This is a genomic window from Streptomyces scabiei 87.22 (genome assembly GCF_000091305.1).
GTDB lineage: Bacteria > Actinomycetota > Actinomycetes > Streptomycetales > Streptomycetaceae > Streptomyces > Streptomyces scabiei.
Genome location: NC_013929.1, coordinates 9,890,965 through 9,916,116, shown reverse-complemented (window position 1 = coordinate 9,916,116; position 25,152 = coordinate 9,890,965). Strand labels below are relative to the sequence as shown.

25 protein-coding genes are annotated in these 25,152 nt (G+C 72.2%); 9 read left to right on the top strand and 16 right to left on the bottom strand.

Annotated features, from left to right (window positions below; translation table 11 throughout):
• Positions 1-93 precede the first annotated feature (93 nt).
• The 3 genes from SCAB_RS42520 to SCAB_RS42510 are packed head-to-tail and all read left to right on the top strand — an operon-like array spanning position 94 to position 3,187.
• Positions 94-1,005: a fumarylacetoacetate hydrolase family protein gene (locus SCAB_RS42520; protein WP_013006262.1), complete on the top strand. Its 912-nt coding sequence runs from the start codon at positions 94-96 to the stop codon at positions 1,003-1,005.
• Positions 1,002-1,910, top strand: a complete 909-nt coding sequence (locus SCAB_RS42515) for an alpha/beta hydrolase (protein ID WP_013006261.1) — start codon at positions 1,002-1,004, stop codon at positions 1,908-1,910. Before SCAB_RS42520 ends, SCAB_RS42515 begins: the two co-directional genes overlap by 4 nt.
• Positions 1,907-3,187 (top strand): amidohydrolase family protein, encoded by a 1,281-nt coding sequence (locus SCAB_RS42510; RefSeq protein WP_013006260.1) that lies wholly within the window; start codon positions 1,907-1,909, stop codon positions 3,185-3,187. Before SCAB_RS42515 ends, SCAB_RS42510 begins: the two co-directional genes overlap by 4 nt.
• 248 nt (positions 3,188-3,435) lie before the next feature.
• Here SCAB_RS42510 and SCAB_RS42505 read toward each other — a convergent pair whose 3' ends face one another.
• The gene (locus tag SCAB_RS42505) at positions 3,436-4,473 is read right to left on the bottom strand and encodes a LacI family DNA-binding transcriptional regulator (protein WP_037728962.1); all 1,038 of its coding nucleotides are present in this window, start codon (positions 4,471-4,473) and stop codon (positions 3,436-3,438) included.
• Positions 4,474-4,995: 522 nt separating this feature from the next.
• Here SCAB_RS42505 and SCAB_RS42500 point away from each other — a divergent pair.
• From SCAB_RS42500 to SCAB_RS42480, 5 genes are all read left to right on the top strand, one after another.
• Positions 4,996-5,892: an aminoglycoside phosphotransferase family protein gene (locus SCAB_RS42500; protein WP_013006258.1), complete on the top strand. Its 897-nt coding sequence runs from the start codon at positions 4,996-4,998 to the stop codon at positions 5,890-5,892.
• Between the two features lie 72 nt (positions 5,893-5,964).
• Positions 5,965-7,515: a fused MFS/spermidine synthase gene (locus SCAB_RS42495; RefSeq protein WP_049875822.1), complete on the top strand. Its 1,551-nt coding sequence runs from the start codon at positions 5,965-5,967 to the stop codon at positions 7,513-7,515.
• A 238-nt stretch (positions 7,516-7,753) separates the two neighbouring features.
• A complete protein-coding gene (locus SCAB_RS42490; RefSeq protein ID WP_013006256.1) occupies positions 7,754-9,037 on the top strand; it encodes a 4-hydroxybenzoate 3-monooxygenase in 1,284 nt (427 codons plus the stop codon).
• A gap of 100 nt (positions 9,038-9,137) precedes the next feature.
• The gene (locus SCAB_RS42485) at positions 9,138-10,841 is read left to right on the top strand and encodes a methyltransferase (RefSeq protein ID WP_013006255.1); all 1,704 of its coding nucleotides are present in this window, start codon (positions 9,138-9,140) and stop codon (positions 10,839-10,841) included.
• 235 nt (positions 10,842-11,076) lie between these two features.
• Entirely contained in the window at positions 11,077-11,493 is a 417-nt protein-coding gene (locus SCAB_RS42480; protein ID WP_037728955.1) for a hypothetical protein, read from the top strand.
• Positions 11,494-11,549: 56 nt separating this feature from the next.
• On the opposite strand, the gene SCAB_RS42475 is transcribed toward SCAB_RS42480, so the two are convergent.
• From SCAB_RS42475 to SCAB_RS42440, 9 genes are all read right to left on the bottom strand, one after another.
• Entirely contained in the window at positions 11,550-12,791 is a 1,242-nt protein-coding gene (locus tag SCAB_RS42475; RefSeq protein WP_013006253.1) for an acyltransferase family protein, read from the bottom strand.
• Positions 12,778-13,971, bottom strand: coding sequence for an alpha/beta hydrolase (locus SCAB_RS42470; RefSeq protein ID WP_041670212.1), 1,194 nt, complete (start codon positions 13,969-13,971; stop codon positions 12,778-12,780). The genes SCAB_RS42475 and SCAB_RS42470 overlap by 14 nt, the downstream gene beginning before the upstream one ends.
• A 130-nt stretch (positions 13,972-14,101) precedes the next feature.
• Entirely contained in the window at positions 14,102-14,893 is a 792-nt protein-coding gene (locus tag SCAB_RS42465) for a class I SAM-dependent methyltransferase (protein WP_013006251.1), read from the bottom strand.
• A 125-nt stretch (positions 14,894-15,018) separates the two neighbouring features.
• Complete coding sequence (locus SCAB_RS42460; RefSeq protein WP_013006250.1) at positions 15,019-15,714, bottom strand: response regulator; 696 nt, start codon at positions 15,712-15,714, stop codon at positions 15,019-15,021.
• Between the two features lie 40 nt (positions 15,715-15,754).
• Entirely contained in the window at positions 15,755-15,880 is a 126-nt protein-coding gene (locus tag SCAB_RS49155; RefSeq protein WP_013006249.1) for a hypothetical protein, read from the bottom strand.
• A gap of 442 nt (positions 15,881-16,322) precedes the next feature.
• Entirely contained in the window at positions 16,323-16,910 is a 588-nt protein-coding gene (locus SCAB_RS42455; RefSeq protein WP_013006248.1) for a 3'-5' exonuclease, read from the bottom strand.
• Positions 16,911-17,177: 267 nt separating this feature from the next.
• Positions 17,178-17,579 carry a hypothetical protein gene (locus SCAB_RS42450; protein ID WP_231885199.1) on the bottom strand — a complete coding sequence of 134 codons (402 nt, stop codon included), beginning with the start codon at positions 17,577-17,579 and terminating at the stop codon, positions 17,178-17,180.
• A gap of 239 nt (positions 17,580-17,818) precedes the next feature.
• Positions 17,819-18,937, bottom strand: coding sequence for a TolB-like translocation protein (locus tag SCAB_RS42445; protein ID WP_013006246.1), 1,119 nt, complete (start codon positions 18,935-18,937; stop codon positions 17,819-17,821).
• 133 nt (positions 18,938-19,070) lie between these two features.
• Positions 19,071-20,213: an FAD-dependent oxidoreductase gene (locus tag SCAB_RS42440; RefSeq protein ID WP_013006245.1), complete on the bottom strand. Its 1,143-nt coding sequence runs from the start codon at positions 20,211-20,213 to the stop codon at positions 19,071-19,073.
• A gap of 53 nt (positions 20,214-20,266) precedes the next feature.
• Here SCAB_RS42440 and SCAB_RS42435 point away from each other — a divergent pair, with 53 nt between their 5' ends.
• Complete coding sequence (locus SCAB_RS42435; protein ID WP_041670211.1) at positions 20,267-20,959, top strand: TetR/AcrR family transcriptional regulator; 693 nt, start codon at positions 20,267-20,269, stop codon at positions 20,957-20,959.
• Positions 20,960-21,059: 100 nt separating this feature from the next.
• Here SCAB_RS42435 and SCAB_RS42430 read toward each other — a convergent pair whose 3' ends face one another.
• From SCAB_RS42430 to SCAB_RS42410, 6 genes are all read right to left on the bottom strand, one after another.
• Positions 21,060-22,124, bottom strand: a complete 1,065-nt coding sequence (locus SCAB_RS42430; protein ID WP_267892940.1) for an aldehyde dehydrogenase family protein — start codon at positions 22,122-22,124, stop codon at positions 21,060-21,062.
• A complete protein-coding gene (locus SCAB_RS49150; RefSeq protein WP_013006242.1) occupies positions 22,073-22,447 on the bottom strand; it encodes an aldehyde dehydrogenase family protein in 375 nt (124 codons plus the stop codon). Before SCAB_RS49150 ends, SCAB_RS42430 begins: the two co-directional genes overlap by 52 nt.
• Complete coding sequence (locus tag SCAB_RS42425) at positions 22,444-22,878, bottom strand: cupin domain-containing protein (RefSeq protein ID WP_013006241.1); 435 nt, start codon at positions 22,876-22,878, stop codon at positions 22,444-22,446. Before SCAB_RS42425 ends, SCAB_RS49150 begins: the two co-directional genes overlap by 4 nt.
• 44 nt (positions 22,879-22,922) lie before the next feature.
• Complete coding sequence (locus SCAB_RS42420; protein ID WP_013006240.1) at positions 22,923-23,225, bottom strand: putative quinol monooxygenase; 303 nt, start codon at positions 23,223-23,225, stop codon at positions 22,923-22,925.
• Positions 23,222-24,292, bottom strand: coding sequence for an Ldh family oxidoreductase (locus tag SCAB_RS42415; RefSeq protein WP_013006239.1), 1,071 nt, complete (start codon positions 24,290-24,292; stop codon positions 23,222-23,224). The genes SCAB_RS42420 and SCAB_RS42415 overlap by 4 nt, the downstream gene beginning before the upstream one ends.
• A gap of 109 nt (positions 24,293-24,401) precedes the next feature.
• Positions 24,402-25,130: a GntR family transcriptional regulator gene (locus SCAB_RS42410; RefSeq protein WP_013006238.1), complete on the bottom strand. Its 729-nt coding sequence runs from the start codon at positions 25,128-25,130 to the stop codon at positions 24,402-24,404.
• Positions 25,131-25,152: the final 22 nt, after the last annotated feature.

Below are 25,152 nucleotides of genomic sequence, written 5' to 3'. Positions count from 1 at the left end.
CCCGTGGCCTCCGTCGCGGCACCACGCCGACCGGAGGCCCGCCGCCTTCCCGTACCCCGCCACAGCCCCCGAGCACCGAAGGACCCCACGCACATGAAGTTCGCCAACATCGGCGGGCGCGCGCACCTGATCGCCGCCGGACTCTGCTTCGACCTCGAACAGGCCGGTGCCGGCCGCTTCTCCTCGGACCCGCAGGCCGTGTACGCCCGCTGGGACGAGTTGACCGACTGGGCCGCCGCACACGACCTGCGCGGCGGACGGCCGTACCGGACCGAGGAGTTGCTGACCCCGGTCCCCCGTCCCCACCAGATCTTCGCCATCGGTCTCAACTACCGGGCGCATGCGGACGAGGCGGACGTGGTGCCGCCGAAGGAACCGATGGTCTTCACCAAGTACGCCTCCAGCCTCACCGGCCCGACCGGCCCCGTCGCCCTGACCGGCACCTCGGTGGACTGGGAGGTCGAACTGGTCGTGGTGATCGGACGCACCGCCCGCTGCGTTCCGGCGGAGCGGGCCTGGGAGTACGTGGCCGGCCTGACGGTGGGCCAGGACCTGTCCGACCGGGAACGCCAGTTCACGGACTCGCCGCCCCAGTTCAGTCTGGCCAAGTCGGCACCGGGATTCAGCCCGGTGGGACCGTACGTCGTCACCACGGACGAGGTACCCGATCCCGACGATCTCGCTCTGGAGTGCTCCGTCAACGGCGAGCTGATGCAGCGGGACCGCACCTCCTCGATGCTGTTCGGCGTCGGAGAACTCGTCGCCCGCCTCTCGCGCGTGCTGCCGCTGCTGCCCGGCGACCTGCTGTTCACCGGAACGCCGGCGGGCGTCGGCCTCGGCCGTACCCCGCGCCGCTTCCTGCACGGCGGTGACCGGCTCGTCAGCCGTATCGAAGGGCTCGGCGAGATGTCCCACGTCATGACGGACACCGTCACGACCGACGGTGCCGCACCGGAGCGGGCGGTCGGCGCGGGCGCCTCTCACCCGCTGGGAGGCAGCTCGTGATCACTCCGGCGCTGCTGGCGGCACTGCGTGAGGCCGTCCAGCCCGACCCGCTCGGCCAGCCCCTCCCGGCCGCGCGGACGCTGTACCCGGGAGTGCGCTCCTACTGCGACATCGAGTTCGCGGCCGAGGAGGGCTACCGGCCGCTGCTGCTGGACGTGCACCGTCCCGCTCCCCCGGGCCGCGCCGGCCTCCTCGTCTTTGTGCACGGAGGCGGGTGGATGCGGGGCTCACGGCGCCGGCACTCCCTGCCGGTGGCGGAGATCACCGCGTCCGGATTCGCGGTCGCGTGCCTGGACTATCGACTGAGCGGCGAGGCCGTCTTCCCCGCCCAGCTCGCCGACGTCCACGCCGGACTGCGCTGGCTCGCCGCCCGTGGCGAGGACCCGGAACTCGACCTCGACATGGCCGGTGTCGTGCTCTGGGGCGAGTCGGCGGGCGCCCACCTCGCGGCCCTGGCGGGCCTGGGCGCGCCCGCCGGACGGGATGCTCCCGCCGACGCTCCGGGGCCGGTGATCGTCGGTGTCGTCGACTGGTTCGGCCCGGCCGATCTGCTCACGACGGGCGATCCGGCCGATCCGCGCACACGGGAGGCCCGGCTGCTGGGCGGTCCGCCGGCCGAGCGGTCCGCCGAGGCCCGCGCGGCCGGCCCGGTCACCCATGTCCGCCCGGACGCCCCGCCGTTCCTCATCATGCACGGCACCGAGGATTCCCTGGTGCCCTTCGAGCAGAGCCGGGAGCTGGCCGAGGCGCTGATCCGGGCGGGAGCCGCGGCCGAACTGATCGCCGTGCCCGGCGGCGAGCACGGGTGGTTCGGGATGGACGACACCGGGCCGCTCGTCGCCACCGTTCTCGAGTTCGCCGGACGGCACCTGTACGCCGGCACACCTTCAGGAGGAAACCGATGACCACCGTGTTCACCGACGCGCGGATCTTCGACGGCAGCGGAAGCGATCCCTTCGAAGGGGAAGTGCGCGTCGAGGGCGACCGGATCACCCAACTGGCCGCGGGCCGGGAACGGGTCAGCCGGGAGGGCGCCGATGTCGTCGACGCCGCGGGGAAGACCCTGCTGCCGGGTCTCGTCGAGGCGCACGCGCACATCTCCTGGCCCTCGGCGGTGGACCGGCCGATCCCCACCATGGAACTGCCCGTGGAGGAGCATCTGCTGATCACCGCACGCAACGCCAGGGTCCTGCTGGACGCCGGGTTCACCAGCGCGTACTCCGCCGGTTCGCTCGGAGCGCGGTTCGAGATCGCGCTGCGTGCGGAGATCGACGGCGGGTGGCTCCCGGGGCCGAGGCTGCGCGCCTCGTGCATCGAGCGGGCGCCGGAGGGCGACACCGCGGTTCCGGACGTGCACGACGCCGACGACCACCGCCGCGGCCCCGAGGCCGTACGCGAGTTCGTCCGCAAGTGGGCCGCGAACGGCGTGGACACCATCAAGTTCCTGCTGTCCAGCGACGACGCGTTCGTTCCCGGCGGCTCGAAGCAACTCCTCTACACCGACGACGAGGTCGAGGCGGCCGGGGAGCAGGCCAGGGAGTCGGGCGTGTGGCTCGCCTGCCACGCACACGCCGCCGGCTCGATCAAGCAGGCCGTGAACAACGGCTTCCGCATCATCTACCACTGCACGCACGCCGACGAGGAGGCCCTGGACCTGCTGGAGGAGGCCAAGGACCGGGTCTTCGTGGCACCGGCGGTCGGTGTGATCTACACCGGCGCCCACGAGGCACAGCGGTTCGGCGTGACGCAGGAGGCCGCCGCCGAGAAGGGGCTGCTGGAGACCCTCGAACGCTGGAGCAAGGTCATTCCCGAGATGCGGCGCCGGGGCATCCGCGTCCTGCCCGGCGGCGACTACGGCTTCCTGTGGAACCCCAACGGCGCCAACGCGCGCGACCTGCAGTACTTCGTCGAGCTGTACGGCTTCACCCCTGCCGAGGCGCTCCGCGCGGCCACCATGTACGGCGGGCAGCTGATGGGCATGGGCGACGAGCTCGGTCTGGTCCGTGAGGGATACCTCGCCGACCTGCTGCTGGTCGACGGCGACCCGCTCCAGGACATCTCGCTCCTGCGCGACCGCGACCGGATCACCCACATCATGCAGGGCGGCCGCTTCCACAAGCGCCCCCGGCGCGAGGAGTACGAGCGCCTGTTCACACCGGCAGGGCAGGCGTCCTCCGTCTGACCGCCGGCGCGGGGGCGGCACGCCCCTCCGACTCCTTTCCGGGACCGGCGACTGTCCGGCCCCGGGAAGGAGACGAACGGCCGCGGTGAACGGCGGAGTCCGAGGTGGGCCGTCCGAGGACGGCCCGTCCGGCATGCGCGGACGCGCCCCCGGGCCACTGGGCCCCCGGGCCACTGGGCCACTGGGCCACTGGGCCACTGGGCCACTGGGCGGTCGTACCCCGCTGCCGGATCAAGTCCGGGGCGGCGTCACGTCGTGCCGCGGACGTTCAGGGTCGGTGTCAGGACGATCGGGGGTGGCAGTTCACCCGCGAGCAGCCGGTCGACCTGGTGGACGGCCAGTTCGCCCAGCCGTCGTTTGTCGAGATGGAGGGTGGTCAGCGGGGGGTCGACGAGATCGACGACACTCAGCCCGTCGTAGCCGACCAGGGCACAGTCGTCCGGTACCCGCACGCCGAGCCGGCGGGTGGCCCGGAGCGCGCCGAGCGCTACCAGGTCGTTGAAGGCGACCACCGCGGTGAGATCCGGGTGCGCGGCATGCAGCGCCTCGAACGCGGCGGCGCCGCCGGCCGGTGACTGCTCCCCCATCACGATCCAGTCCTCGTCGACGGGCAGCCCCTGCTCTCCGACGACGTCCAGGAAGGTGCGGCGCCGGACCATCGGGGCGGTCACGCACTCGCAGTCGATCATGCCGATCCGGCGGTGCCCCCGGTCGACGAGGTGCTGCAGGCCGGCCCGGATTCCGGCCTCGGTGTCGATGTGGACCAGCGCGTGCTTCGACGAGTCCAGCCCGCGATCGACCAGAACCAGCGGCACCGTTCCCACCTGCGGCTCCAGCTCCGCGTCGGATCGGCTGAGGTAGCCGACGAGAGCGTCCACCTGCCGGCCGAGCGACCGGACCAGGGACAGCTCCCGGGACCGGTCGTTCTCGGTGCTGGCCACGAGCACCTGCCAGTCGCGTTCGTCCGCGGCGGCGATCACTCCCGCCACGAACTCCGGGAAGAAGGGGTTGACCACGTCGGGGACGATGAGGCCGACCGAGACGACATCCTGCTGGACGAGCCCCCGGCCGAACCGGCTGGGCCGGTACCGCAGTTCGCGGGCGACATCGAGCACGCGCTGCTGGGTCTTCGGGTCGATCTCCCCCTTGCCGTTGATCGCCCGGGAGACGGTCTGATGGGACACGCCCGCCGCCTGCGCGACGTCGCGGAGTGTGACGCGCTTGACGGTTCCCGCACCCCGCGCCCGCTGGTCTTCCGTTTCCCGCCGTCCGGCCACGCTGCCCACTCACTTCTCGTCCTGTGCCGCCCTGTGCGCCAGTCAATCAGGTTCACCGGCCTGGCGCGTCATCGCCGGCCGGGCGCGGGCGTTGACGGAGTCCGCCCGCCTGAGCAACAATCCCGTTAACGGTCACGTTAACGTTCACGGCACGATGAGGAGAGCATGATGACGGCTTCGAAGGGGCCTGTACCGCACGAGCCCCACGCGATGTTCCGGAGCGTGTTCCGCGGCTGGCACGCGAGGGCCGACGTCTTTTCGGCTCTGCCGGACGCCCCTGTACAGCCGGACGATCCGCCCCCCTGGTGGCACCGGCTGAGGGTGCGACGGCGACAGAGGCCGCGCAGCGGTGCCCCCTCGCCCGGCCGGTCCACGGCACCCGCCCGCTGCGGCTGCCCCGCCCCCAGCGGGGGCGGCCGCACTTGACCCCGGCGAGCGCGTACCTGCTGTCCTCCCGGTCGGTCCGATCCGCTTCCGGCTCCGATCCGCTTCCGGCGTCGCGCATCGGACCAGGGGACGGGACCGCGGGAGATGGCCATGCACGATGACCAGGTGGAGGTGACCACCGACACCGTCGCGGCCCTGGTCCGGGAACAGTTCCCTCAGTGGAGCGGCGAGAGGATCCGCCCCCTGGCGTCGACCGGGACGGTCAACGCCGTCTTCCGCATCGGGGACCGCCTCTCCGCACGTTTCCCGCTCCGCCGGTCCGATGCCGCCGAGGCGCTGGCGACCCTGGAACGGGAGGCGGAGGCAAGCACGGAGCTGGCACAGGTGTCCCCGTTCCCCGCGCCCGAACCGGTCGCCCTGGGAAAGCCCGGCGCGGGTTGCCCCATGCCCTGGTCGGTCCAGACATGGCTGCCGGGAACGGTCGCCGTCGATGCCGACGCCAGCGGGTCGGACGCCTTCGCCGAGGACCTCGCGGCCTTCGTCTCAGCGCTGCGGGAAGCCGATACACGGGGGCGCTCGTTCGACGGCGACCATCGCGGCGGCGGCCTCACTCGCCATGACGCCTGGATGGAGACGTGCTTCGCGCAGAGCGAGGGACTGCTCGACGTGCCCCGTCTGCGCCGGGCGTGGAGCCGCTTCCGGGTGTTGCCACGCCGGGGCGCCGACGTGATGAGCCATGGTGACCTGATCCCCGGCAATGTCCTGGTCGCGGGCGACCGGCTCGGCGGCGTACTCGACACCGGTGGCTTCGGACCGGCCGACCCGGCGCTGGACCTGGTCAGCGCCTGGCACCTGTTGCGGCCGGGCCCCCGGGACGTGCTCCGGCGGGCACTGCGCTGCGACGATCTGGAGTGGGAGCGCGGCAAGGCATGGGCGTTCGAACAGGCAGTGGGTCTGGTCTGGTACTACGTCGAGAGCAATCCCGCGATGAGCGGATTGGGACGCCGGACACTCGACCGCGTCATGAAGTCGACGGGGTGAAGCCGCTGCGCGTCCGCGAGGGGCCGCGTGCGGCCCGTGCGAGGGGACATGCGCGAGGGGGCCCGTGCGAGGATGGCGGCCGTGAGCGGATCGTCGTCCTTACCTGTCGCTGAAGGCAACCCGCGGGGTCGCGGCCTGGGTTCACGGGCCGCTGCCGCGTTGGTGTTCGGTTCCTCGGCGGCGGTGCTGGTGGTCGAGATCGTCGCTCTGCGGCTGCTGGCCCCCTATCTCGGCCTCACGCTGGAGACCAGCACCATGGTGATCGGGATCGCCCTCACGGCGATCGCCGTCGGCTCCTGGCTCGGCGGGCGCGTGGCCGACCAGTTCGATCCCCGGCGGCTCCTGGGCCCCTCCCTCGGGGTGTCCGGAGTGGTCGTGGCACTCACCCCCGCCGTGCTGCGCAGCACCGCGGAATGGGCGCCCGCGCTGCTGCTGTTGATCGCGTCGCTGACCATCCTGGTGCCGGGGGCACTGCTCTCCGCGGTGACGCCGGTCGTGACGAAGTTGCGTCTCACCAGCCTCGCCGACACCGGGACGGTCGTCGGCGGGCTGTCCGGCGTCGGCACGTTCGGCGCCATCGTCGGCACTGTTCTCACCGGCTTCGTCCTGGTGGCGCGGCTGCCGGTCAGCGGCATCCTGATCGGTCTGGGCACGCTGCTGGTGGCGGGCGCGGCGCTGGTCGAGTGGCGCACGCGCGGGTGGACCGGGACCCCTGCCCTGACGGCCGTGGTCGTCGCCGGCGGCCTCGCCACCACCGTGGCGCCCGGCGGCTGCGACGCGGAGACCCGGTACCACTGCGCGCAGGTCGTCACGGACCCCGACCGGGACGGTGGCCGCACGCTGCTGCTGGACGGCGTGCGGCACTCCTACGTCGACCTCGGCGATCCGACCTTCCTGGAGTTCACCTACGTGCGCGCCCTCGCGTCGGTGGCCGACTCCGCCTTCCCCGAGGGCGAGCCCCTCACCGCCCATCATCTGGGCGGTGGCGGGCTCACCTTCCCCCGCTATCTCGCCGCCACGCGGCCCGGGACGCGCAGTGTCGTGTCGGAGATCGACGGCGGGGTCGTGCGCATCGACCGTGAGCGCCTCGGTCTCTCGTCGGGAGCCGCTTCCGGGATCGACGTACGGGTCGAGGACGGCAGGCTCGGCCTGCGGCGGCTGGAGGACGGCAGTCGGGACCTCGTCGTCGGCGACGCCTTCGGGGGTGTGAGCGTGCCGTGGCACCTGACCACGGTGGAGGCGATGACCGACGTACGGCGGGTGCTCGACGAGGACGGCGTGTACCTAGCCAACCTGATCGACCACGGGGACCTGGACTTCGCACGTGCCGCAGTGGCCACCCTCGGCGAGATGTTCGAGCACATCGCCCTCGTCGGTGCCCCGGTCGACATCGGCCTCGACCCGACGGCCGCCCCCGAGGGCGGCAACCTGGTGGTGCTCGCCTCCGACCGGCCCGTCGACCTGGGCGCGGCACAGAAGGCGCTCGACGCCCGGCGAACCGGCTGGAAGATCACCGCCGGCGACGCGCTCACCGCCTGGATCGACGACGCCCGACCGCTCACCGACGACTACGCGCCCGTCGACCAACTTCTCCAGCCGTCCCGTACGCGACACGACCGGTGACGCGACACCCCTGACGCCCCGGCGCTCGGCCCCGACTCGTCTGCGCCGGCGTCCAGTTCGATGTCCAGTTCGGCGTCACGCGCTCCCCCGCGCGGTCGCGACGTACTCCCGTGGCCGCGTGCGCCCGGCCGGAGGGCGCGTCCCCTCGCGGCGCGCGCCCCGCCTCACTGCTACGGCCCTTCCCATTCAGGTGATTTATGTCAAGTAAGTCACTTCATGGGACCTACCATCCCCTTTCGTGACAGACAAACAAACCCGGAATGCGACCGATGTGATCATCCTCGGAGCCGGACCGGCCGGGCTCGTGCTCGGAAATCTGCTGCAGAACAGCGGGGTCGACTGTGTCGTCCTGGAGCGCGCCGAACAGGCGTACGTGCGGACGCGGGCGCGTGCCGGGTTCCTGGCGGCCCACACCGTGCGCATCCTGGAACGGCACGGGCTGGCGGACGGCTTGCGGCAGCGCGGGCAGGCGCACAGCGTGTGCGAGTTCCGCAGCGCGGACGGCCGGTTCCGGCTGGACTACGGCGGGCTCGGACGCGGTGAGCGGCACACCGTGTATCCCCAACAACTGCTGGTCACCGACCTGTTGACACGGTTCGTCGCCTCCGGCGGACGGGTCGGCTTCGGCACCGAGGCGGTGGCCGTCCTCGACGCCGACACCGATCGGCCCTCCGTGGCCGTACGGAACGCGGACGGGCGGCCCGGCCGATGGCAGGGACGGTACGTGGCCGGGTGCGACGGACGGCACGGCGCGGCACGGCGGTCGCTGCCGGCCGATGCGGTGCGCCGGTACCACTGCGACCACGGCGTGACCTGGCTGGGGCTTCTCGCCGAGGCGCCGCCGAGCATGGACGCCGTCGGGTACGCGGTGCACGAGCGGGGCTTCGCCGGGCACATGGCGCGGACTCCCGAGATCACGCGCTACTACCTGCAGTGCGAGCGCGGGACGTCGGCCGACGCCTGGTCCGAGGAACGGATCTGGGACGAGCTGGAACTGCGCATGCGCGGGAGGGAGTTCGGCCCCCTCAACCGTGGCCGTGTCGTGCAGCGGAGCGTCGTCGACCTGGAGTCCGACGTGCTCGAACCACTGCGACACGGCTCGCTGTTCCTGGCCGGCGACGCCGCGGGCCTCGTCAGCCCCTCCGCGGCCAAGGGCGCCAATCTCGCGGTCCTGGAGGCGGAGATCCTCGCCGAGGCTCTCGTCTCCGACCTCGTCCACGGCGATTCCGCGGGGCTCGATGCCTACTCCGCGCGGTGCCTGGCGTACATCTGGCGTGCGCAGGAGTTCTCGCACTGGATGATCCGGTTGCTGCACGGGACGAACCGCCCGGCGGACAGCACGTCGGACGGCACCCACTCGGGTCACAGCGCGTCGGGCGCCGGCATGGCGGACGGCGGAGCGCTCGGAGCAGGGTGCGGCACGTCACTGTTCCACGACTCCCTGCGGCGTTCCCGCATCGCTTCGCTGCGGACCTCGCGCAGCCACCAGGACTGGTTCGCCGAGCACTACGTGGGCGTCTGAGGCTCCTCCGCCACATCCTTCACATCCTTCGATTCCTTCGCCCTGCCTCTCCGATCTTTCGTCTTGCCTTTCCCCCATGTACCGAATGAGGTTCCCCATCATGATCACGACGTTGCCGGACGACACGTCACGGCTGCTCGCGACGGTCGACTTCGTCAAGGAGCAGGACACCGCCGCCCTGCTTCCGCTGCTGTTTCCCGGGCTGGACGGTCCGGAGCTGCGCACGCTCGTGGAGCACTGCCGTTTCTCCCATGCCGCCCTGCTCGTCTTCCCTGCGGACGAGGCCGAGTTGCGGGCCCTGCTCTCCGGCTGCGGCCTCGACGCGGTCGCTCCGCCGCGGCCGAGCGTGGTCGTACGCGAGCGGCTCGCCGTACGGCATCGGCGGCCGGCCGCCGACCTGGACGTCGGCATCCTGCGCCCCCGAGTGCTCGGCTCGGACGGGGAACGCCGTACCGTCGAGGTCTTCGCACTGACCGTGGCACCGGGATCGGGGCTCGACGCGATGGCCGCCCATGAGCGGGCACACGAGCACGAGACACATGTCGCCTTCGACGTCGCCTCGCCCAGCTCACTGGTGTTGCGCGGCCTGTGCGCGACCTTCGCGCGCTACGGAGCGACCCCGGACGGCGGTGGCTACAACCCGCACGAGAACGGCACCGTCTTCTACTTCGGCGCCGCCGCGGAGGCCAAGGTCGGGTACCGGCGCGTGGAGCTGTACGTGCCCGGCGACCACCGGGACGTGCTCGCCGCGCATCTCGACGAGCATCGCGCCCGGCAGCCTGCCGAAACGCTCCTGCGCCTGATGACCGGGGCGTGGACGACCCAGGCACTGGCCGTCTTCGCCCAGCTCGGGGTACCCGACGCGATGGAGACCGAGCGCGGCACCCACGTCGAGGAGCTGGCGGAGGAGGTCGGCGCGAGGCCGCGGAACCTGGCGACGCTGCTGCGCTATCTGGCGATGCTGGGCGCGGTGACGGAAGGCCGCGACGGCTTCCGTCTCACGGAGGTGGGCGCACTGCTGCGGGCCGGCGCGCCGGGGTCGATGCGGGCACTGGCGCTGATGTACGGCGGCCCGTTCTACGAGTCGTTCGCCGCACTCGGCCACACCGTGCGCACGGGCCGGGTCGGCTTCGAGCATCGCTTCGGCGAGAACCACTTCGACCACTTCGCCCGCGACCCCCACCTTGCCGAACTCTTCGACCGGTCCATGGCCGCCGGGGCCGCGATGTTCGACCCGGTGCCCACGCACCCGGCGCTCACCGTCGCCGCCGAGGCGTCCAACGGGGCCACGGTGGTCGATGTGGCGGGAGGCAACGGGGAGTTGCTCGGCCGTGTCCTCGCCGCGCACCCCCGGCTGAGCGGGGTGCTGCTGGAGCGTCCGCACGCGGTCGAGGCCGCTCGCCTGCGGCTGGAGAAGGCCGGTCTCGGCGGTCGATGCGCCTTCCTGGCGGGCGACTTCGCGGACGTTCCCGCGGGCGGTGACGTCTACCTGCTGTCCCGCGTCCTGCACGACTGGGACGACGAGCGCTGCCGCGAGATCCTGCGCCACTGTGCCCGTGCGATGCCCGATCACGCCGATCTGCTCGTTGTCGAACGCGTACTGCCGTCCGACGGCTCCGCCTCGCTGGCGATCGCCTGGGACCTGCACATGATGTGCAACGTCGGCGGGCGCGAGCGGCAGATCGGCCACTACGGCGACCTGTTCGCCGACGCCGGCCTCACTCTGGTGGACCGGACACCACTGCCCCTGGACGGCCATGTGCTGCACGTCAGGAAGGCCGGCGCGGATCCGGATCCGATGTGACACAGGGCGCCCGGCGTTCATTCAGCAGGGGTGGACTCGTCGGCGACTGAGTTGTCCACTGACAGACGACGACAAGGCGCAGTGCGGCTCCGCCGACGGTCTGGCGTAGCCGACGCGACCGCCGGCGGAACACGACCACGCGCCCGGCCCCTCAGGGCCGGGCGCGTCCGTCCGCGCGCCGCGCCTTCGGCGGCTTCTGTAGCCTGGCAGCGCTGTGCGTCGGGGGGAGTTGACCGTGGAGAACGTCCTGTCCGTGGGCATCGGGGCCGCCATCGGCCTCATAGGGGCGGTGTTCGGTGTGTGGTTCACCGCGCGCCGGCAGGACCGCATGTGGCTCCGCGAGCAGAAACTCAAAGCGGGGATCGGCTTCAACACGGCCGTGGTTCAGCTGCTGGACCATCTGAAGGAAACACGACTGGGTGACGACGGGCCGGGCGCCAACGAGTTGGCGAACCAGCTGCAGGAAGCACGCTCGGCCCTCTACCTGCTCTGTGCCGACGACACCGTCGCTCTCGCCGATGCTCTCGCGCGCCGGGTCTGGACCACCCGGCCCACCGACGGCCGGGACGACCGCCGGGCCGAGTTCCGGGAGACCCTGGACCTCCTTCGCCGCTTCACCCAGCAGCTCCGGCTGGAGATCACCCGGTCGTAGGCACCCTCCGGGACGTCGACCGTGCGCTGCCGGCCGTCGGCGACCGCCGTGACGGATCAGACGACCGTCAGGGCGTAGCAGGCGAAGGCTCCGGCCAGTACCGCGACCGCCGCTCGGCGGGGCCCTCGGACACCGGTCCAGGGTGCTTCGAAGCGGTGAGTGAGGCGGCCCAGGGCGATCAGTACGGCGGCGACGAGGGGCAGCCAGGCGAGCCGGGCGAGTATCCAGGCGATGCTGTCCGGGGGTGTGGTGAGTCCGGGTATCGGGGTACCGAGGAGCGAGCCGGGAATCGCCAGGGTGAGCAGGGCCGTCTGATGCCAGCAGAAGATGGTCATCGCACAGAGGTTGACGGTCACGACCGCCGCCCACAGCGAGCGGCGGCGCCGCAGGAGCCCGTCGAGCCGGTTCCGCAGCAGGATCGCCGCTCCGCACTGGACGGAGGCCAGCGCGAGCACGAGCAGGGACGGGGGGTGGGAGTTGGTGCGGTCCGTGCCCGGCACGCCGACCATGCTCGCCGGGTAGTGGAAGGCGAGGAGCAGCACGGCGAACAGCGCGCCGCCGCCGAACAGCATCAGCCGGGCACCGCGCCGCCCGAGTCGCCCCTCGCCCCAGCAGACGCCCAGCTGGTACGCGAACAGCCAGCCGGGGCCGAGGTTGAGCAGGCCCAGCCAGGAGGGCATGGCGTCCGCCCAGGGGCCGTAGCGCAGCAGGTCGACGACGGCGACCGAGCCGAGCAGGGGTACGGCGGCCCACGCGCCCCAGGACCGCGCGGCGCGCACGCACCACGGCGTCAGGGCCGTCACCAGCACGTAGATGCCGACGAACCAGAGCGGCTGGACGACCAGTACCGCCCCGGTGCGCAGGGTCGCGGCCGGCACCCCGGCGGCGTACAGCACCGGCAGGAGGACGGCCCACACCGCGGCGACGCCCAGGACGGGGCGGCCGAGACGGGCCAGCCGCCCGCGCAGCCACGCGCCCGTCGGCACTCCGCGTGCGGCGGAGCGGCGCAGGGACAGCGTGGAGGCGCAACCGCCGACCAGGAAGAAGATGCCGAGCATCTGCAGCACCCAGCTGACCGGGGCGAGGTAGCCGAACGCAGTCAGCGGGCTCGCGTTGTGCAGCGCACCCTCGGGGCCGAGGCTGAGGCCGCCGAGCATCCAGTGGCCCACGGGGACGGCGAGCAGGGCGAGGGCGCGCAGTCCGTCGAGGGCGCGGTCGCGGTGGGCGGGTGTACGCGCTTCGATGCGCGCGGCGGCCGCGGAGAGGACGGTGGGGGCGGAGAGGTCAGCGAAGGCCATGGCGGCAGTCCTTCGTGGGGGTGCCGGCGGTCGGGTGGGCGCAGGTGACGGCCGCGTAGTCGCCGAGGGCGATGGCGGCGTAGTTGGTCAGGGAGGCGGTGCCGGGGGTGAAGTAGCCGGCGTGGCCCTCGGCCCGGTCGGAGGAGACGACTCGGGCCCCGAAGGCCGGGTCGGCAGGGTCCGCGCCGTGGCCGAGGCCGAGGAGTTCGACAGGGGGAACCCGGTGGATCCAGTCGGTCGCGTTCCGGGCCGTCGCCCACAGGTGGGCCCTCTTCCCGACCGCGACCTGGCCCGCGTGGTCGAGTCGCATCCCGGGCGATGCCACGGCGACGAGGTCGGATCCCTGTCGCCCGGTCATCCGGTGGGCGGCGGCGCCGCACAGCACGGAGCCGTAGCTGTGGCAGAACACCGCGGGCGGGGCGGCCGGGTGGGTGGTCGCGGCCAGTCCGTCGAGGAAGCGGAGCAGCCGGGGAGCGCCCTCTTCGGCCAGGTGTCCGGTGGCGGCGTCCCAGCCGACGCCGACCGGGGTGGTGTAGCCGACCCACACGATCACCGCGGGGCGGTCCGCCGGGGAGAGCCGGGTCATCTCGGCGCGCAGGTTGCGGGCCATGCCGACCGCGGCGTCGTACGAGGCCAGGTCCGTGTCGGAGCCGGGCACGAGCACCGCCACCCGGCGTGCGGTCAGCAGATCCCCGTACACCTCGGCGACCTGCCCCCGGCCCCGAGGGTCGAGGGCGAGGATGTGACGCCCGGGTGCCAGGAGTTCGTCGTACGCCGCCGCCCGCGCCCAGGCCTCGCGGCGGGCGCCGTCGGGCTGCTCGGGGTCCGCGGCGCGGGCCAGTGCCCGGTCGCGTCCGGTGATGAGTGCGCGGGCATTGGCGGCGTACCGGAGTTCGGGCGGGGCGCCGTCGAGGCCGCCGACGACGAGGGGGTGCCGCTCGGCCAGCGCCGTCCGCCGGGCCGCCGTCAGGCCGGCGAAGAACCGTGCGACCTGGTCGGGTGTGGCCGATGCGGGGTCCGGCAGTGGTGTGCCGAGCATCCGGTCGGCCGTCCACGCCTTCGTGCCGGGGGGCGGGCCGGTGACGGCGGTCTGGATGTCGCCCGCCGCCCAGCCCGCCGTCCCCGCGACCGACGCGAGCGCCAGTGCGCAGGCGACGAGCCCTCGTCCGAACCGTCTCATGGTGTGTCTCCCCGCTTCCCCGTCGTGCGTCCTTGTGGTGGGCGGAAGGTAGGGATCGGGGTGTCCGGTGAGCGTCACACCGGGGAGCCAACCTGTGACTAGCACCCTGGTAGGGGATGTCGGCCGGACCTCAGCGCAGAGCGAAGAAGATCATCGGATTGTCGGTGCTCTCCCGGACGGGGTGCGCCAGCGCGAGGGAGCGCTTGATGTCCTTCAGACGGTCGTGGATCTCGGGGGCGCGCGCCCGGGACGCGGTGAAGGGCACGTTGTCCCGTTCCGCGAGCCAGCGCAGGACCACCGCCCCCTCCGTGAACGGCAGCGCGCGGCGGCCGTGGAACACGTCGTGGACGCAGACCGGTATGCCGGCCCGCAGCAGCGGGAACAGCTCGGCGAGGTACCAGCGGGCGAAGCTCGCGGAGTGCGCGGCGTCGATGAACAGGAAGTCGGCGCCGGCGGCGGGGATCTTCGCCAGGTTCTCCCGCGCGTCGCCCTGGGTGAAGGTCCAGCGGCCGGCGGAGAGGCTGTCGGGGACCTCCCGTACGACGTGGTCGACGATGTCGTACGAGTACAGGTGACCGGTGCCGTTGTCGCGCAGGGCACGCAGGATCCAGGTGGTGGACCAGCCGTGGAAGGTGCCGATCTCCACCACCGTCTCGGGCCGTGCCTCGCGCAGCAGGAGATACGTGATCTCCGCCTCGATGTCGTCGAGTTGGGCCTTCATCGAGTGGGGCGGCGCGAGCAGGGTGCGCTGACGTTCACGGGCCCGGTCGAGGTCCTCGGCGAACGTGCGGTAGAGGCGGCTGATGTGGTCGAGGTCGACGGTCCGCCCGGCGAGGGGTCGTCCTTCCGCGGACCTGTCGACGGGCCCGCCGTCGTTCGTGGGGCCGCCGTCGTTTGTGGGGTGGCCGATGGGCTGGTTCATGCCGCACGCTCCTGCGAAACCGTTTCCTTGATCGGGACCCGGTGATGCTGGAACGGGGGCCGGGGGCCGCACATCACACCCAGGTGCCAAACCTCCTGTCACCCCCGGGTATGACGCGCGGCCGGTCAGGCGGTGGGCTCCCCCGGCACGACGAGCCCCGACTCGTAGGCGAACACGACGAGTTGGGCCCGGTCACGCGCGCCGAGCTTGGCGAGCAGGCGCGTCATGTGCGTCTTGACGGTCTGCTCGGCCACCACCAGGCGCGCCGCGATCTCGGTGTTCGACTGCCCCTGCGCCACCAGCGACAGGACCTCCGCCTCCCGGGGTGTGAGGCCGTTGAGACGGAGCCGGGCGGCCCCGGGCGGGGCGGGGCGGCGTCGGGCCATGTCCTCGATGAGGCGACGGGTGACGGAGGGTGCGAGCAGCGCGTCCCCCGCGGCGATGACGCGTACCGCCTGAACGAGTTCGGCGACCGGTGCGTCCTTGAGCAGGAAGCCACTGGCACCCGCGTGCAGCGCCTCGTAGACGTAGTCGTCGATGTCGAAGGTGGTCAACATGAGCACCCGAGGCCGGTGCACCACACCGCGCGGTGGGTCCAGGAGCCGGCGGGTGGCTTCCAGCCCGTCCATCTCGGGCATCCGGATGTCCATCAGCACGACGTCGGGGTGCGTGCGCCGGCTGACCTCGACACCGACCCGGCCGTTCGGTGCCTCGCCCACGACGTCGATGTCGCTCTGCGCGGACAGCAGCGCGGCGAACCCCGAACGCACCATGTCCTGGTCGTCGACGACGACCACCCGAATTGCCGTACCGCCTGTCATGCCGCCCCTGCCTTCTTGAGTACGCGCCGGTCCGTCATGGTCAGAGGGCGCCGTGGCCCGTCACCGAGGCGAGCCACTGCGTGCCGATCAGCACGGAGACGGCCAGCGTGGTGACCCGCGCCAGGTGCCGGTTCGTCCGTGTGCCACGCGATCCTGCCTTCGCCATCTCCGACTCCCTCGCCGCGCCCCTGCCGGCCCGCGCACTGCCGCGGGGCCCGGCGGTCCAATCTGCCGCCCCGGGGGACGGCGTCGCCTCGGCCGAACGGCCAGGAGCGGGGGCCCGGAACCGCCGCCGCACCGGCCGAATGGTGGAGGAGGGGGCTCACATCGGGTCGGAGCCGCCGGCATCGGCACGGCGGGGGCATGGCACGGGGGGCGCCGCGGCAGGGCACCGGGGGGACGCGGGGTGCGGCACCAGGAGGACGCGGCGGTGCGGCACCGGGGGACACGGCGCGTTGCGGCACATGGTCCGGCGAAGGTCCGGCGCACCCCCGCCACCCGGGGGGGGTGCGACCCCCACCGAACGGTGGGCCCATCCGTCCAGGACCGGTCATGGTCGCCCGCACGACGGAAAGGCCCGGGTACGAGTGCGGAGACTCCGGTGCGAGCTAGAGGGCCATGGTCCCGGCCGGCCATGCCCCACGGCCCGCCAGGTCGAGGACGAGTGCGGCGATGTTCCACGCGTCGTCCTCGCCGCGGTGATGGCGTCCCTCCAGCGGCAGTCCGGCGATCTGGAGAGCGTGGGCCATACCGGGTTTCCTGCGCAGTCCGTACGCCTCGGTGAAAACGGCCTTGGCATTGGTGTGGGTGCGCTCCGTGGGATGGCCGAACGGGTACGCCACCGCGTCGGCCTGACTCTGCCGGGCGAACTGCCGGCGGTCGTACTCGCCCCAGCTCGCCCAGGGGCGCTCCCCGGCCTCGTACTCCTCGACGAGGATCCGGCAGGCCTCGGCGAAGGTGACGCCCTGTTCCACCTCGGCCTGCGTGAGACCGGTCAGTTCCGTGCAGAAGTCGCTCACGGTCGACCGGACGGGGCGGACCAGGAGGCGATGCCGGGAGACGCGGCGCCCGGCGGACACGTCCACGACCGTGAGACCGATCTCGATGATCTCGTTCACGGAGCCGGGCGGCGGCTGTCCGTCCCAGCACGTGGCTTCCACATCGATGACGTTGAGCAGGGAGGATTCGTGGCGCATGGGCCGAGGTTAGAGAAGCGCTCCGGACTCCGGCACCTCATTTTCCGCCCGGCGGCGGCCGACTCGGCGCATCGGGGCAGGACTTCGGCCGGGCCCGCTCCGCCGTCCCGCGACGGCCGTAAGCCTTCGCGGGACGGCGGCTCGGTCCGCGTCCATCAAGGGAGTGGTACGACGAGGCCGTCGACGACCTCGCCCCGGCCTTCCCCGGTCCGCGCACCTGCGCCCGCTCCAGTCAGCGACGGGTCAACAGCGCTCGGATTCCTTGTGTCATGACACCCTTTCACCATGCCCCGCCGTCGCCCCGCCACTGGAAACGGCCTGATGGGCCCGTCCGTCGGCCGCAGGCGGCTCCGCCGGGGAGCCCTGCAGTTCCCATTGCTTGGCTGCCAGGGCCCTCGCCAGCACCTTCGCCCGGTAGGGGTTCGCCCCGTCGAGGGCACTCGCCACCCGCACCGCTTCCTCCAACAGGGCCGAGCGCCGCTCAGGCATCTCCCGCAGCAGAGGCGACCTGCTGATCTCTACCAGGACGTACGCCAGCTTCGACCCGTATGTCTCCGGCTCGACCTGGGTGAGCAGACGGTAGATCCACAGCCCTTCGGCACCCCGCACCACCCGCCGGTTGGCGCCCAGCAGCCTGACCCTCGCCAGCACGACCATGTCCTGATCCATGGATCCCCCCTCGTCGGCCACTCCCGGCCCGTGCACGTCACACGGTGAGACAGCACGGCGACCGCGCCGACAGCCGGGAACGGCTGCCGACACGGGGGCCGGAGAGTGGATGACGACGAGTCTGACGCGCGGTACCCACTGCCACAAGAAAAAGCGGGCGTGCTCTGCGTCCTACCGAAATGTGCCCGCGAACAGGCATGATGGACCTGACACTCACTCAAGACCTAGAAGACGCGACGCTAGAAGAAGCGGCGCAGGAAGACGTCCGACTTCCCGTTGGTGTCTCCCGGCACGATGTCGTCGGCCGTGGAATGGAAGACCACGTCGCGCCCGCCGGAGCTGACCGCGTCGGTCCCTGCCGTGGCGGGCTGCGTCGAGACGACCTCGTCGGAACCCGTCTCCAGGTCGCGGAGCACGAGCGACGGTCCGCTCGTGTCGTGGGGCGCGTACAGCAGATAGCGGCCGGTCGGGTCGATGGCCACGCCGCGCACGGTCGGCACCAGTTGCTCGGTGCCGGAGCTTTCGTCGTGGACGTAGGTGTCGGAGCCCGAGAGGTAGACGGCGTTCCTCCCGTCCTTGCTGAGCTGGACCAGGGTCGCCGCCCTGGCTGGGCCCTCGATCGGACCGGAGGAGGTGTCGTCGGTCCGGTCCCACACGAAGACGTCCTCCGCCCGGCCGTCCTGGTAGGCGACGAAGCGGCCGTCGCCGCTGACGGACGGCCGTGCCGAGACGGTGTGACCGAGCTCGGCAACGGTCCGCGCGGTGTCGGTCCGCCAGTCCCGTACCTCGATGCGCTGCCGGGCCGGCGGACGGCTGAAGGTGGCCACGTGGGCCATGTAGCGGCCGTCCGTACTCAGCGACGGCTGACTGCAGCTGAGGCCAGGGCAGTTGACGCCGATGGTGCTTCCCGAACTCACCTGGGACAGGAAGGTCTTCGTGTCCCTGAACAGCATGCCCCACAGGGCGACGTACTGCCCGTCACCGCTGATCACCGGCCGCTGCATCGGAGAGGTGATCGTGGTCATCTGCTTGTTCAGGCCGGTCCGTCGGTCACGCACGAACACCCGCTCCGCCGAAGAAGGGTCGGAGGTGAGGTTCTTCGCGAACGACGAGAAGGCGATGCGCCGGCCGTCCGCGGTGATCGTGGCACCGGCGGAATCGCCGTCGCCCTCGGTACCGTCGGCGGCGACACTGACCCGCTCGACTCCGGCTCCGCCGTCGTTCGCGACGGCCGGTACGGACCTGGGCTCGGCCGAAGCGGCTCCGGGCAGCACCGTCATGACCGTGCAGACCACGGCCGTGGCTCCTAAGAGGGCGCGCGCACGCCGGGTGGCGCCCCGTTTCGCGGTTTCTCTCATTTCTTCCCCCTGATCGCTGGACGCGACTCTTCTCCCCGGCTCCCCACCGGAGGACCACCAGCATGCAACCGCGAGGGTGGTACGGGGTCAATGCGTCGTCCGGCTGTCGAGGCAGAATCCGTCGTGCCGGCGGTCAGGATGGCTGAAGCTCGTCGAAGAGGGCGAGGGCCCGCTCGGGGTGCGGGCTCACGAGGCGTTCCAGACCGGCCGTCGTGATCTCCGCCCATCGGGCGGCCCGGGCCCACATCCGCTCCTCGAAGTCGCGGACGGCCTCGTCCAGCTCCCCGGAGCCGGAGCCGGAGCCGGAGCCGGACACGGTCGCGATCGCCTCGGCGAGTTCGGCGCCGTCCAGCATGGCGAGGTTCGCGCCCGCCCCCAGCGGGGGCATCAGATGGGCGGCGTCGCCCAGGAGGGTCACCCCGGGGACGTGGGTCCAGGTGTGGGAGACGGGCAGGGTGTGGAGGGGGCGGCTGCTGAAGACGGTGCCGTGCCGCAGGAGGTCGAGTACGGGAGGGGCCCAGCCGTCGAACAGGGCCAGCAGGCTCGATCGTGTGGCTTCGGCATCGGCCCGGCCCAGTTCCGTGCACCGGTCCAGCGGCGCACGGAACTGGGCGTACACCTTGACGTGTCCGCCGCTGTTGCGCTGGGCGACGAGAGCGCGGTTCACCCCGTACACCGCCAGGGAACCGTCCCCGATCAGCCGGGCGAGGTCCGGGTGGCGAGTGTCGACGTCGTCCAGGGAGGTCTCGACCGAGGCGACACCGGTGTAGTGCGGCGTCACCGGTGAGAGGGCCGGGCGGACCCGGGACCAGGCGCCGTCCGCGCCGACCACGAGGTCGAAGGTCTCGTGGCGCCCGTCCGCGAAGTGGACCACCGTGCCGTCGCCGGTCCCGGGGGCCACGCCGGTCACGCCCCGACCCCAGCGGACGTCGAGGGAGCCGAGCAGCAGGTCACGGAGCTGTCCGCGGTCGATCTCGGGATTGGCCCGGTCCTCCGGACGGGGTCGCCAGTCGCGCAGGGTCGTCCCGGCCGGGTCCAGAATGCGCAGGGCCTGCCCCTCGGGACGGGACAGCGTCCGGAACTCCGGCAGCAATCCTGCCTTGTCCAGGGCGAGTTGGCCCAGCCCTTCGTGCAGGTCGAGGGTGCCGCCCGGCGGTCGGGCGTCAGGGCCGGGGTCGCGTTCGAAGAGGGCGACGGGACAGCCGTGGCGGTGCAGGACACGGGCGAAGGTCAGACCGGCCGGGCCGCTTCCGACTACGGCGATGCGATGTCTCATGTCGATACACTGTATTGACTCGGTACATCGTCTTGCAACAGTACGATGTGGCCATGACTGTGTGGGACCGACCGGAGCGACCCGCCCGCCCCGTGCCGCTCGACCGGCAGCGGATCGTCGACGCGGCTATCGCCCTGGCGGACGAGGGCGGGCTGGAGGCGGTTTCGCTGCGCAAGGTCGCCGCCCGCCTGGACGCCGGCCCCATGCGGCTGTACGGGTTCATCTCCACCAAGGAGGAGCTGTTCGACCTCATGGTGGACGAGGTCCAGGCCGAGATCCTCCCGGAGTCGCGGCCCCGTGACTGGCGGGAGGCGCTGAGCACCCTCGCCCACCGCACCCGGGAAACCGCACTGCGCCATGAATGGCTGGCCGACCTGTTGGGTGGCCGTCCGGCCCTCGGCCCGAACGGTCTCGCCGTGACGGAGACCACGCTGGCTGCCCTCGACGGCCACACCGACATCGACACCGTGATGCGCGCCGTGGAGACCGTCAGCGCCTACGCCACCGGCGCGATCAGGCGCGAGATCGCGAACCTGCGGGCCGAACGCGCCTCGGGCCTGTCCAAGCACGACTGGCAGCGCGCCAACGGCCCGCACGTGACGAGGATGCTGGCCACCGGCCGCTTCCCGGCACTGGCCAAGGCCGTGCACGACGGCACGGACGTGGACGCCGAGACGTCCTTCGCGACGGGCCTGGACTGGGTCCTCGACGCCGTGGCCGCCAAGCTCCCCCGGCGCACCGGATGAAGCCCGGCGCGGCAGATGTCGGCGCTCCCGAAGCCTGGTGTTCGGATCACGCCTGGGCCCGAACCGCAGGCCCTGGCCCTGGCCGTCCGCCGTGCTGCGGTCAGGTGCGGGCAACCCAGTACGTGCGTGTGGTGGTGAACTCGAGGATGCCTGCCGCCGCCAGTTCGCGGCCGTAGCCGCTGCGCTTGGTGCCGCCGAAGGGCAGGCGTGGATCGGAGGCGACGATCGCGTTGACGAAGGCCGCGCCGCTGGTGATCCGGCGGGCGAGGGCGACGCCGCGGCCGGGGTCGGCCGTCCAGATGCTCACCCCGAGTCCGTAGGCGGTGGCGTTCGCGAGCCGTACGGCGTCCTCGTCATCCCGGGCGACGGTGAGCGCGGCGAGTGGGCCGAACGTCTCCTCGTCGAAGGCGGGCATGCCCGGGCCGGTGTCCGCCAGGACGGTCGGCCGGTAGAAGTAGCCGTCGCCCGGGAGCGGTTCGCCTCCGGTCAGCAGGCGGGCGCCGACGGCGACGGACTCCTCGACCTGCCGCTGGATCCCCGCTCGCAGGTCGTCGCGGGCGAGTGGGCCGACCTGCGTGGCCCGTTCGCGCGGGTCGCCGACCCGCAGGGCTTCGACGGCCGCCACGAACGCGGTGGTGAAGGCGGCCGCCACCGGCGCGGCGACGACGAACCGCTTCGCGCACACGCAACTCTGCCCGCAGTTGGTGAAACGCGCCTTCACCGCGCTCGCCGCGGCCGCTTCGGCATCGGCGTCGTCCAGGACCACGAAGGCGTCCGAACCGCCCAGTTCCAGTACGGACTTCTTCGCCGCGCGCCCTGCCGCCGATCCGACGGCCGCGCCCGCCCGGTTGCTCCCGGTCAGGGTGACGGCGGCGACGCGGTCGTCCTCGATGAGCCGTGCGGTGACCTCGGGTACGTCCGTCTCGGCGATCAGCAGTGTGGTCACCAGATGCTCGGGAAAGCCGGCGTCGGCGAAGAGATTCTGCAGGGCGAGCGCGATGCCGGTGACGTTGGGGGCGTGCTTGAGCAGGATCCCGTTGCCCCCCATCAGGGAGGGGACGGCGAAGCGCATGACCTGCCAGACGGGGAAGTTCCACGGCATGACGGCCAGGATCAGACCGGCCGGTTCGTGGGCGATCCAGGCTTCGGCTCCGTCGATGTCCACGCGTTCGTCGGCGAGGATGCGGGGCCGTGCTCGGCGTAGTACTCGGCGGTCAGCGCGGACTTGCTCACCTCGGCCTCCGCCTCGACGACCGGCTTGCCCATCTCGGTGACGGCCAGCCGGGCCAGCTTCTCCCGGTGTTCGCGCAGAACAGTCGCCAAGTGCCCGACGCGCGTGGCTCGTTCGGACACGGGGACGAGGGCCCAGGCGCTGGCCGCGGCCCGGCCGCGCTCCACGGCCCCGTCGATGCGCGCCGCATCCCAGGCGTCGTACGCGGCGATCGGCCGGCCCGTGGCGGGGTCGGTCGTGCGCAGTGTGGCGCTCATACGGTGGGTGCCCCGCCCTTGTCGTGCGCGGAGAGGTGCTCGAAGGTCTCGCCGGTGGCGGTGATGGTGCGGGTGACGTCCCGGCCGCCGTAGACCCAGTAGATCCGCAGGACGCCCTCTCCCCGGTTGAGGAACCGGTGCGGGACACCCGCCGGTACCCAGGTCGCCTGGCCGGCCTCCAGGTCGAAGAACTCGCCGTCGATCTCGGCGGTCGCCTCACCGTCGAGGACCAGGACCGACTCCTCGACGTTGTGGCTGTGCAGGGGCAGTCCGGTGCCGGGCTGGAACACGGTCTGCCCGGTGGTGACGGTGGCCGTCCCGGAGTTCCACCTGCCGACGTAGGGAAGGGTGGTCACTCCGCCGCCCCGGTCGAAGCGTTCGACGCGGTCGGGGTGGATGAGCAGGTTCGGCGGGGTGGGATCCGTGCACATGCGGCGGCTCCGATCGAGAGGTCGGGGGGCAGGGGGTCAGGGGGTCAGGAGTGGTGGAACAGGCGGCGCGAGAGCGTGTTCACCTGGCTGCCGGGGACGACGTACTGCGCCGCGGCCTCCCGCCAGACCCGGAAGTGGGGTGCGGCGCGGTGGGCCTCGACGGCGGCCTCGTCGTCGTAGATCTCGTGGAAGACGAAGTGGTGGTCGTCCGCCAGGTCGCAGACGACGTCGAAGTAGCGGCAGCCCGGCTCGTCGGTGAAGGAACGCTCGGCGTTCTCCGCGATGGCCGCGAGGAAGGCGTCACGGCAGCCGGGGACGACCTGGAGGGACACGGTCAGCGCGATCATGCGGACAGCTCCTGAGAAGTGACGGGGGCGGGCAGGGGGACGGCGGTGGCGTCGGCGATACGGCCGAGGGAGGTCCAGGTGTCGTCGGTGAGGGTGATTCCCTCACTGCGCAGGCGCTCTGCGGTGCGGGCCTCCGGCTCACCGGGGACGAAGATCTCGGCCGTGCCCGGTGCGGCGGGGACGGCTTTGGTCTCCTCGATCAGAGCCTCCATGCGCGTCTCGAACTCGGCCGGGTCGGCCATCGCCGCGATGTCGACGCAGATCAGCAGGTGGCCGACACCGCTGCGGCCGGTGGGCTGGTAGGGGCCGACGACGGCCGTGCCGAAGGCACTGCCGGTCAGCACGCCCGCCAGCACGTCGAACATGAAGGAGATGGCGTAGCCCTTGTGGCCGGCCATCGGCAGGATCAGGCCCTCGATCGCGCGGCGTGGGTCGTTGGTGGGCACACCGCCCGCGTCCGCCGCCCAGCCGTCGGGGATGGCCTCGCCGCGTTCCCGGGCGTGGTAGATCTTGCCGCGCGCCACGGCGGTGTTGGCGATGTCCATCACGACCGTGCCGTGGCGGCCGCCCGGTGCGGCGATCGACCACGGGTTGGTGCCGACGCTCTTCTCCCGGCCGCCCCAAGGGGCCATCGCCGGGCTGGCGTTGGTGGCCAGCAGTGCCACGCAGCCCTGTTCGGCGGCCTTGCGGGTGAAGTACGCGGCCGTTCCGAAGTGGCCGGAGTTCCGGACCGCGACCGCGCTGATCCCGTGCCGGCGGGCACGCTCCACCCCCCATGTCACCGCACGGCTGGTGAGTACCTGGCCGAGACCGTCGCACCCGTCCACGACCAGGACGGCGCCGCTGTCGGTCACGGTCACGGGAGCGGCGACGGCGGTGGTCGCGCCGCTCGCCAGACGGTCGAGATACCAGGGCAGGCGCAGCATCCCGTGGGACGGGTGACCCCACAGCTCCGCGGTCACCAGGGTGTCCGCGAGCAGACGCGCGTCCACGGCCGGAACCCCGTGGGCTTCGGCGGTGGCGGCGGCGAAATTCAGCAGGTCGGCGGAGCCGACGGTATGCGGCATGGGACGGCCCCCTTATCGAGTGCAGTGCTGTATCCATCTGTGTATACAGCACTGCACCCGGAGAAGCCACCGTCATCGCGGCTCCCCGGGACCGGTGAGGACGGGTGCGCTAGCGGTGGGTGACATCCAGGTGGACGTCGGCGCCGACCACGAGGCCCTGGCCGGTGAGGCTCTCGATGAGCGCCTGGAGGGTCTGCGCGAGATGGTGCCGGCCGGCCGCCTCCGCAGCCTGCGCGTCCCCCTGCACGATCGCCTTCAGCATCGCGCGATGCTCCTCCACGGAGGTGAGCATGCGGCGCGGCCCGCTGTGCGACAGATGCCGCAGCCGTGCGGTCTCGCTGCGCAGGTCGCGGATCGTGCGGGCGAGGTAGGGGTTGCGGCAGGCGACGATGACGGCCTGGTCGAAGGCTTCGGTCACCTCGTAGAACTCCTCGTACGAACGCGCCTGCGCGGCGGAGTCCCGCGCACGGAAGGATGCGTCGAACTCCTCCAGCCGCTCCAGCAGTTCATGGAACGGCGCCCGTACGCGCTCGTCGGCCGCCCCCGCCGTCGCGACCGACGCGGCCGCACGGGGCTCCAGCAGCATCCGGAAGTCGAACAGGGCCCGCACGCCGCCCAGCGAGATCGCGGCCACCCGGGCCACCTCCCCCGGCACGAAATCGACCAGCCCCTCGCGGGCCAGACGCCGGATCGCCTCCCGCACCGGCGTCCGCGAAGCGCCGAGGTCCTCGCCCAGTTGGACCTCGCCGAGCTTGGCTCCCGGCCGCAGCCGCAGCGACTCGATGTCGCTCTTCAGGCGCTCGTAGACCGCCTCGCTCTTACCGGTCGCCCGGGCCATGGGACTCCTCATCGATTCTGCG

Excerpts from the sequence above, each read along its gene's own strand:
- SCAB_RS42520 (WP_013006262.1), top strand. The coding sequence starts at position 94 with ATGAAGTTCGCCAACATCGGCGGGCGCGCGCACCTGATCGCCGCCGGA.
- SCAB_RS42510 (WP_013006260.1), top strand. The coding sequence starts at position 1,907 with ATGACCACCGTGTTCACCGACGCGCGGATCTTCGACGGCAGCGGAAGC.
- SCAB_RS42500 (WP_013006258.1), top strand. The coding sequence starts at position 4,996 with ATGGCCATGCACGATGACCAGGTGGAGGTGACCACCGACACCGTCGCG.
- SCAB_RS42495 (WP_049875822.1), top strand. The coding sequence starts at position 5,965 with ATGGCGGCCGTGAGCGGATCGTCGTCCTTACCTGTCGCTGAAGGCAAC.
- SCAB_RS42485 (WP_013006255.1), top strand. The coding sequence starts at position 9,138 with ATGATCACGACGTTGCCGGACGACACGTCACGGCTGCTCGCGACGGTC.
- SCAB_RS42475 (WP_013006253.1), bottom strand. The coding sequence starts at position 12,791 with ATGGCCTTCGCTGACCTCTCCGCCCCCACCGTCCTCTCCGCGGCCGCC.
- SCAB_RS42470 (WP_041670212.1), bottom strand. The coding sequence starts at position 13,971 with ATGAGACGGTTCGGACGAGGGCTCGTCGCCTGCGCACTGGCGCTCGCG.
- SCAB_RS42465 (WP_013006251.1), bottom strand. The coding sequence starts at position 14,893 with ATGAACCAGCCCATCGGCCACCCCACAAACGACGGCGGCCCCACGAAC.
- SCAB_RS42460 (WP_013006250.1), bottom strand. The coding sequence starts at position 15,714 with ATGACAGGCGGTACGGCAATTCGGGTGGTCGTCGTCGACGACCAGGAC.
- SCAB_RS49155 (WP_013006249.1), bottom strand. The coding sequence starts at position 15,880 with ATGGCGAAGGCAGGATCGCGTGGCACACGGACGAACCGGCACCTGGCG.
- SCAB_RS42455 (WP_013006248.1), bottom strand. The coding sequence starts at position 16,910 with ATGCGCCACGAATCCTCCCTGCTCAACGTCATCGATGTGGAAGCCACG.
- SCAB_RS42450 (WP_231885199.1), bottom strand. The coding sequence starts at position 17,579 with ATGGATCAGGACATGGTCGTGCTGGCGAGGGTCAGGCTGCTGGGCGCC.
- SCAB_RS42445 (WP_013006246.1), bottom strand. The coding sequence starts at position 18,937 with ATGAGAGAAACCGCGAAACGGGGCGCCACCCGGCGTGCGCGCGCCCTC.
- SCAB_RS42440 (WP_013006245.1), bottom strand. The coding sequence starts at position 20,213 with ATGAGACATCGCATCGCCGTAGTCGGAAGCGGCCCGGCCGGTCTGACC.
- SCAB_RS42435 (WP_041670211.1), top strand. The coding sequence starts at position 20,267 with ATGACTGTGTGGGACCGACCGGAGCGACCCGCCCGCCCCGTGCCGCTC.
- SCAB_RS49150 (WP_013006242.1), bottom strand. The coding sequence starts at position 22,447 with ATGAGCGCCACACTGCGCACGACCGACCCCGCCACGGGCCGGCCGATC.
- SCAB_RS42425 (WP_013006241.1), bottom strand. The coding sequence starts at position 22,878 with ATGTGCACGGATCCCACCCCGCCGAACCTGCTCATCCACCCCGACCGC.
- SCAB_RS42420 (WP_013006240.1), bottom strand. The coding sequence starts at position 23,225 with ATGATCGCGCTGACCGTGTCCCTCCAGGTCGTCCCCGGCTGCCGTGAC.
- SCAB_RS42415 (WP_013006239.1), bottom strand. The coding sequence starts at position 24,292 with ATGCCGCATACCGTCGGCTCCGCCGACCTGCTGAATTTCGCCGCCGCC.
- SCAB_RS42410 (WP_013006238.1), bottom strand. The coding sequence starts at position 25,130 with ATGGCCCGGGCGACCGGTAAGAGCGAGGCGGTCTACGAGCGCCTGAAG.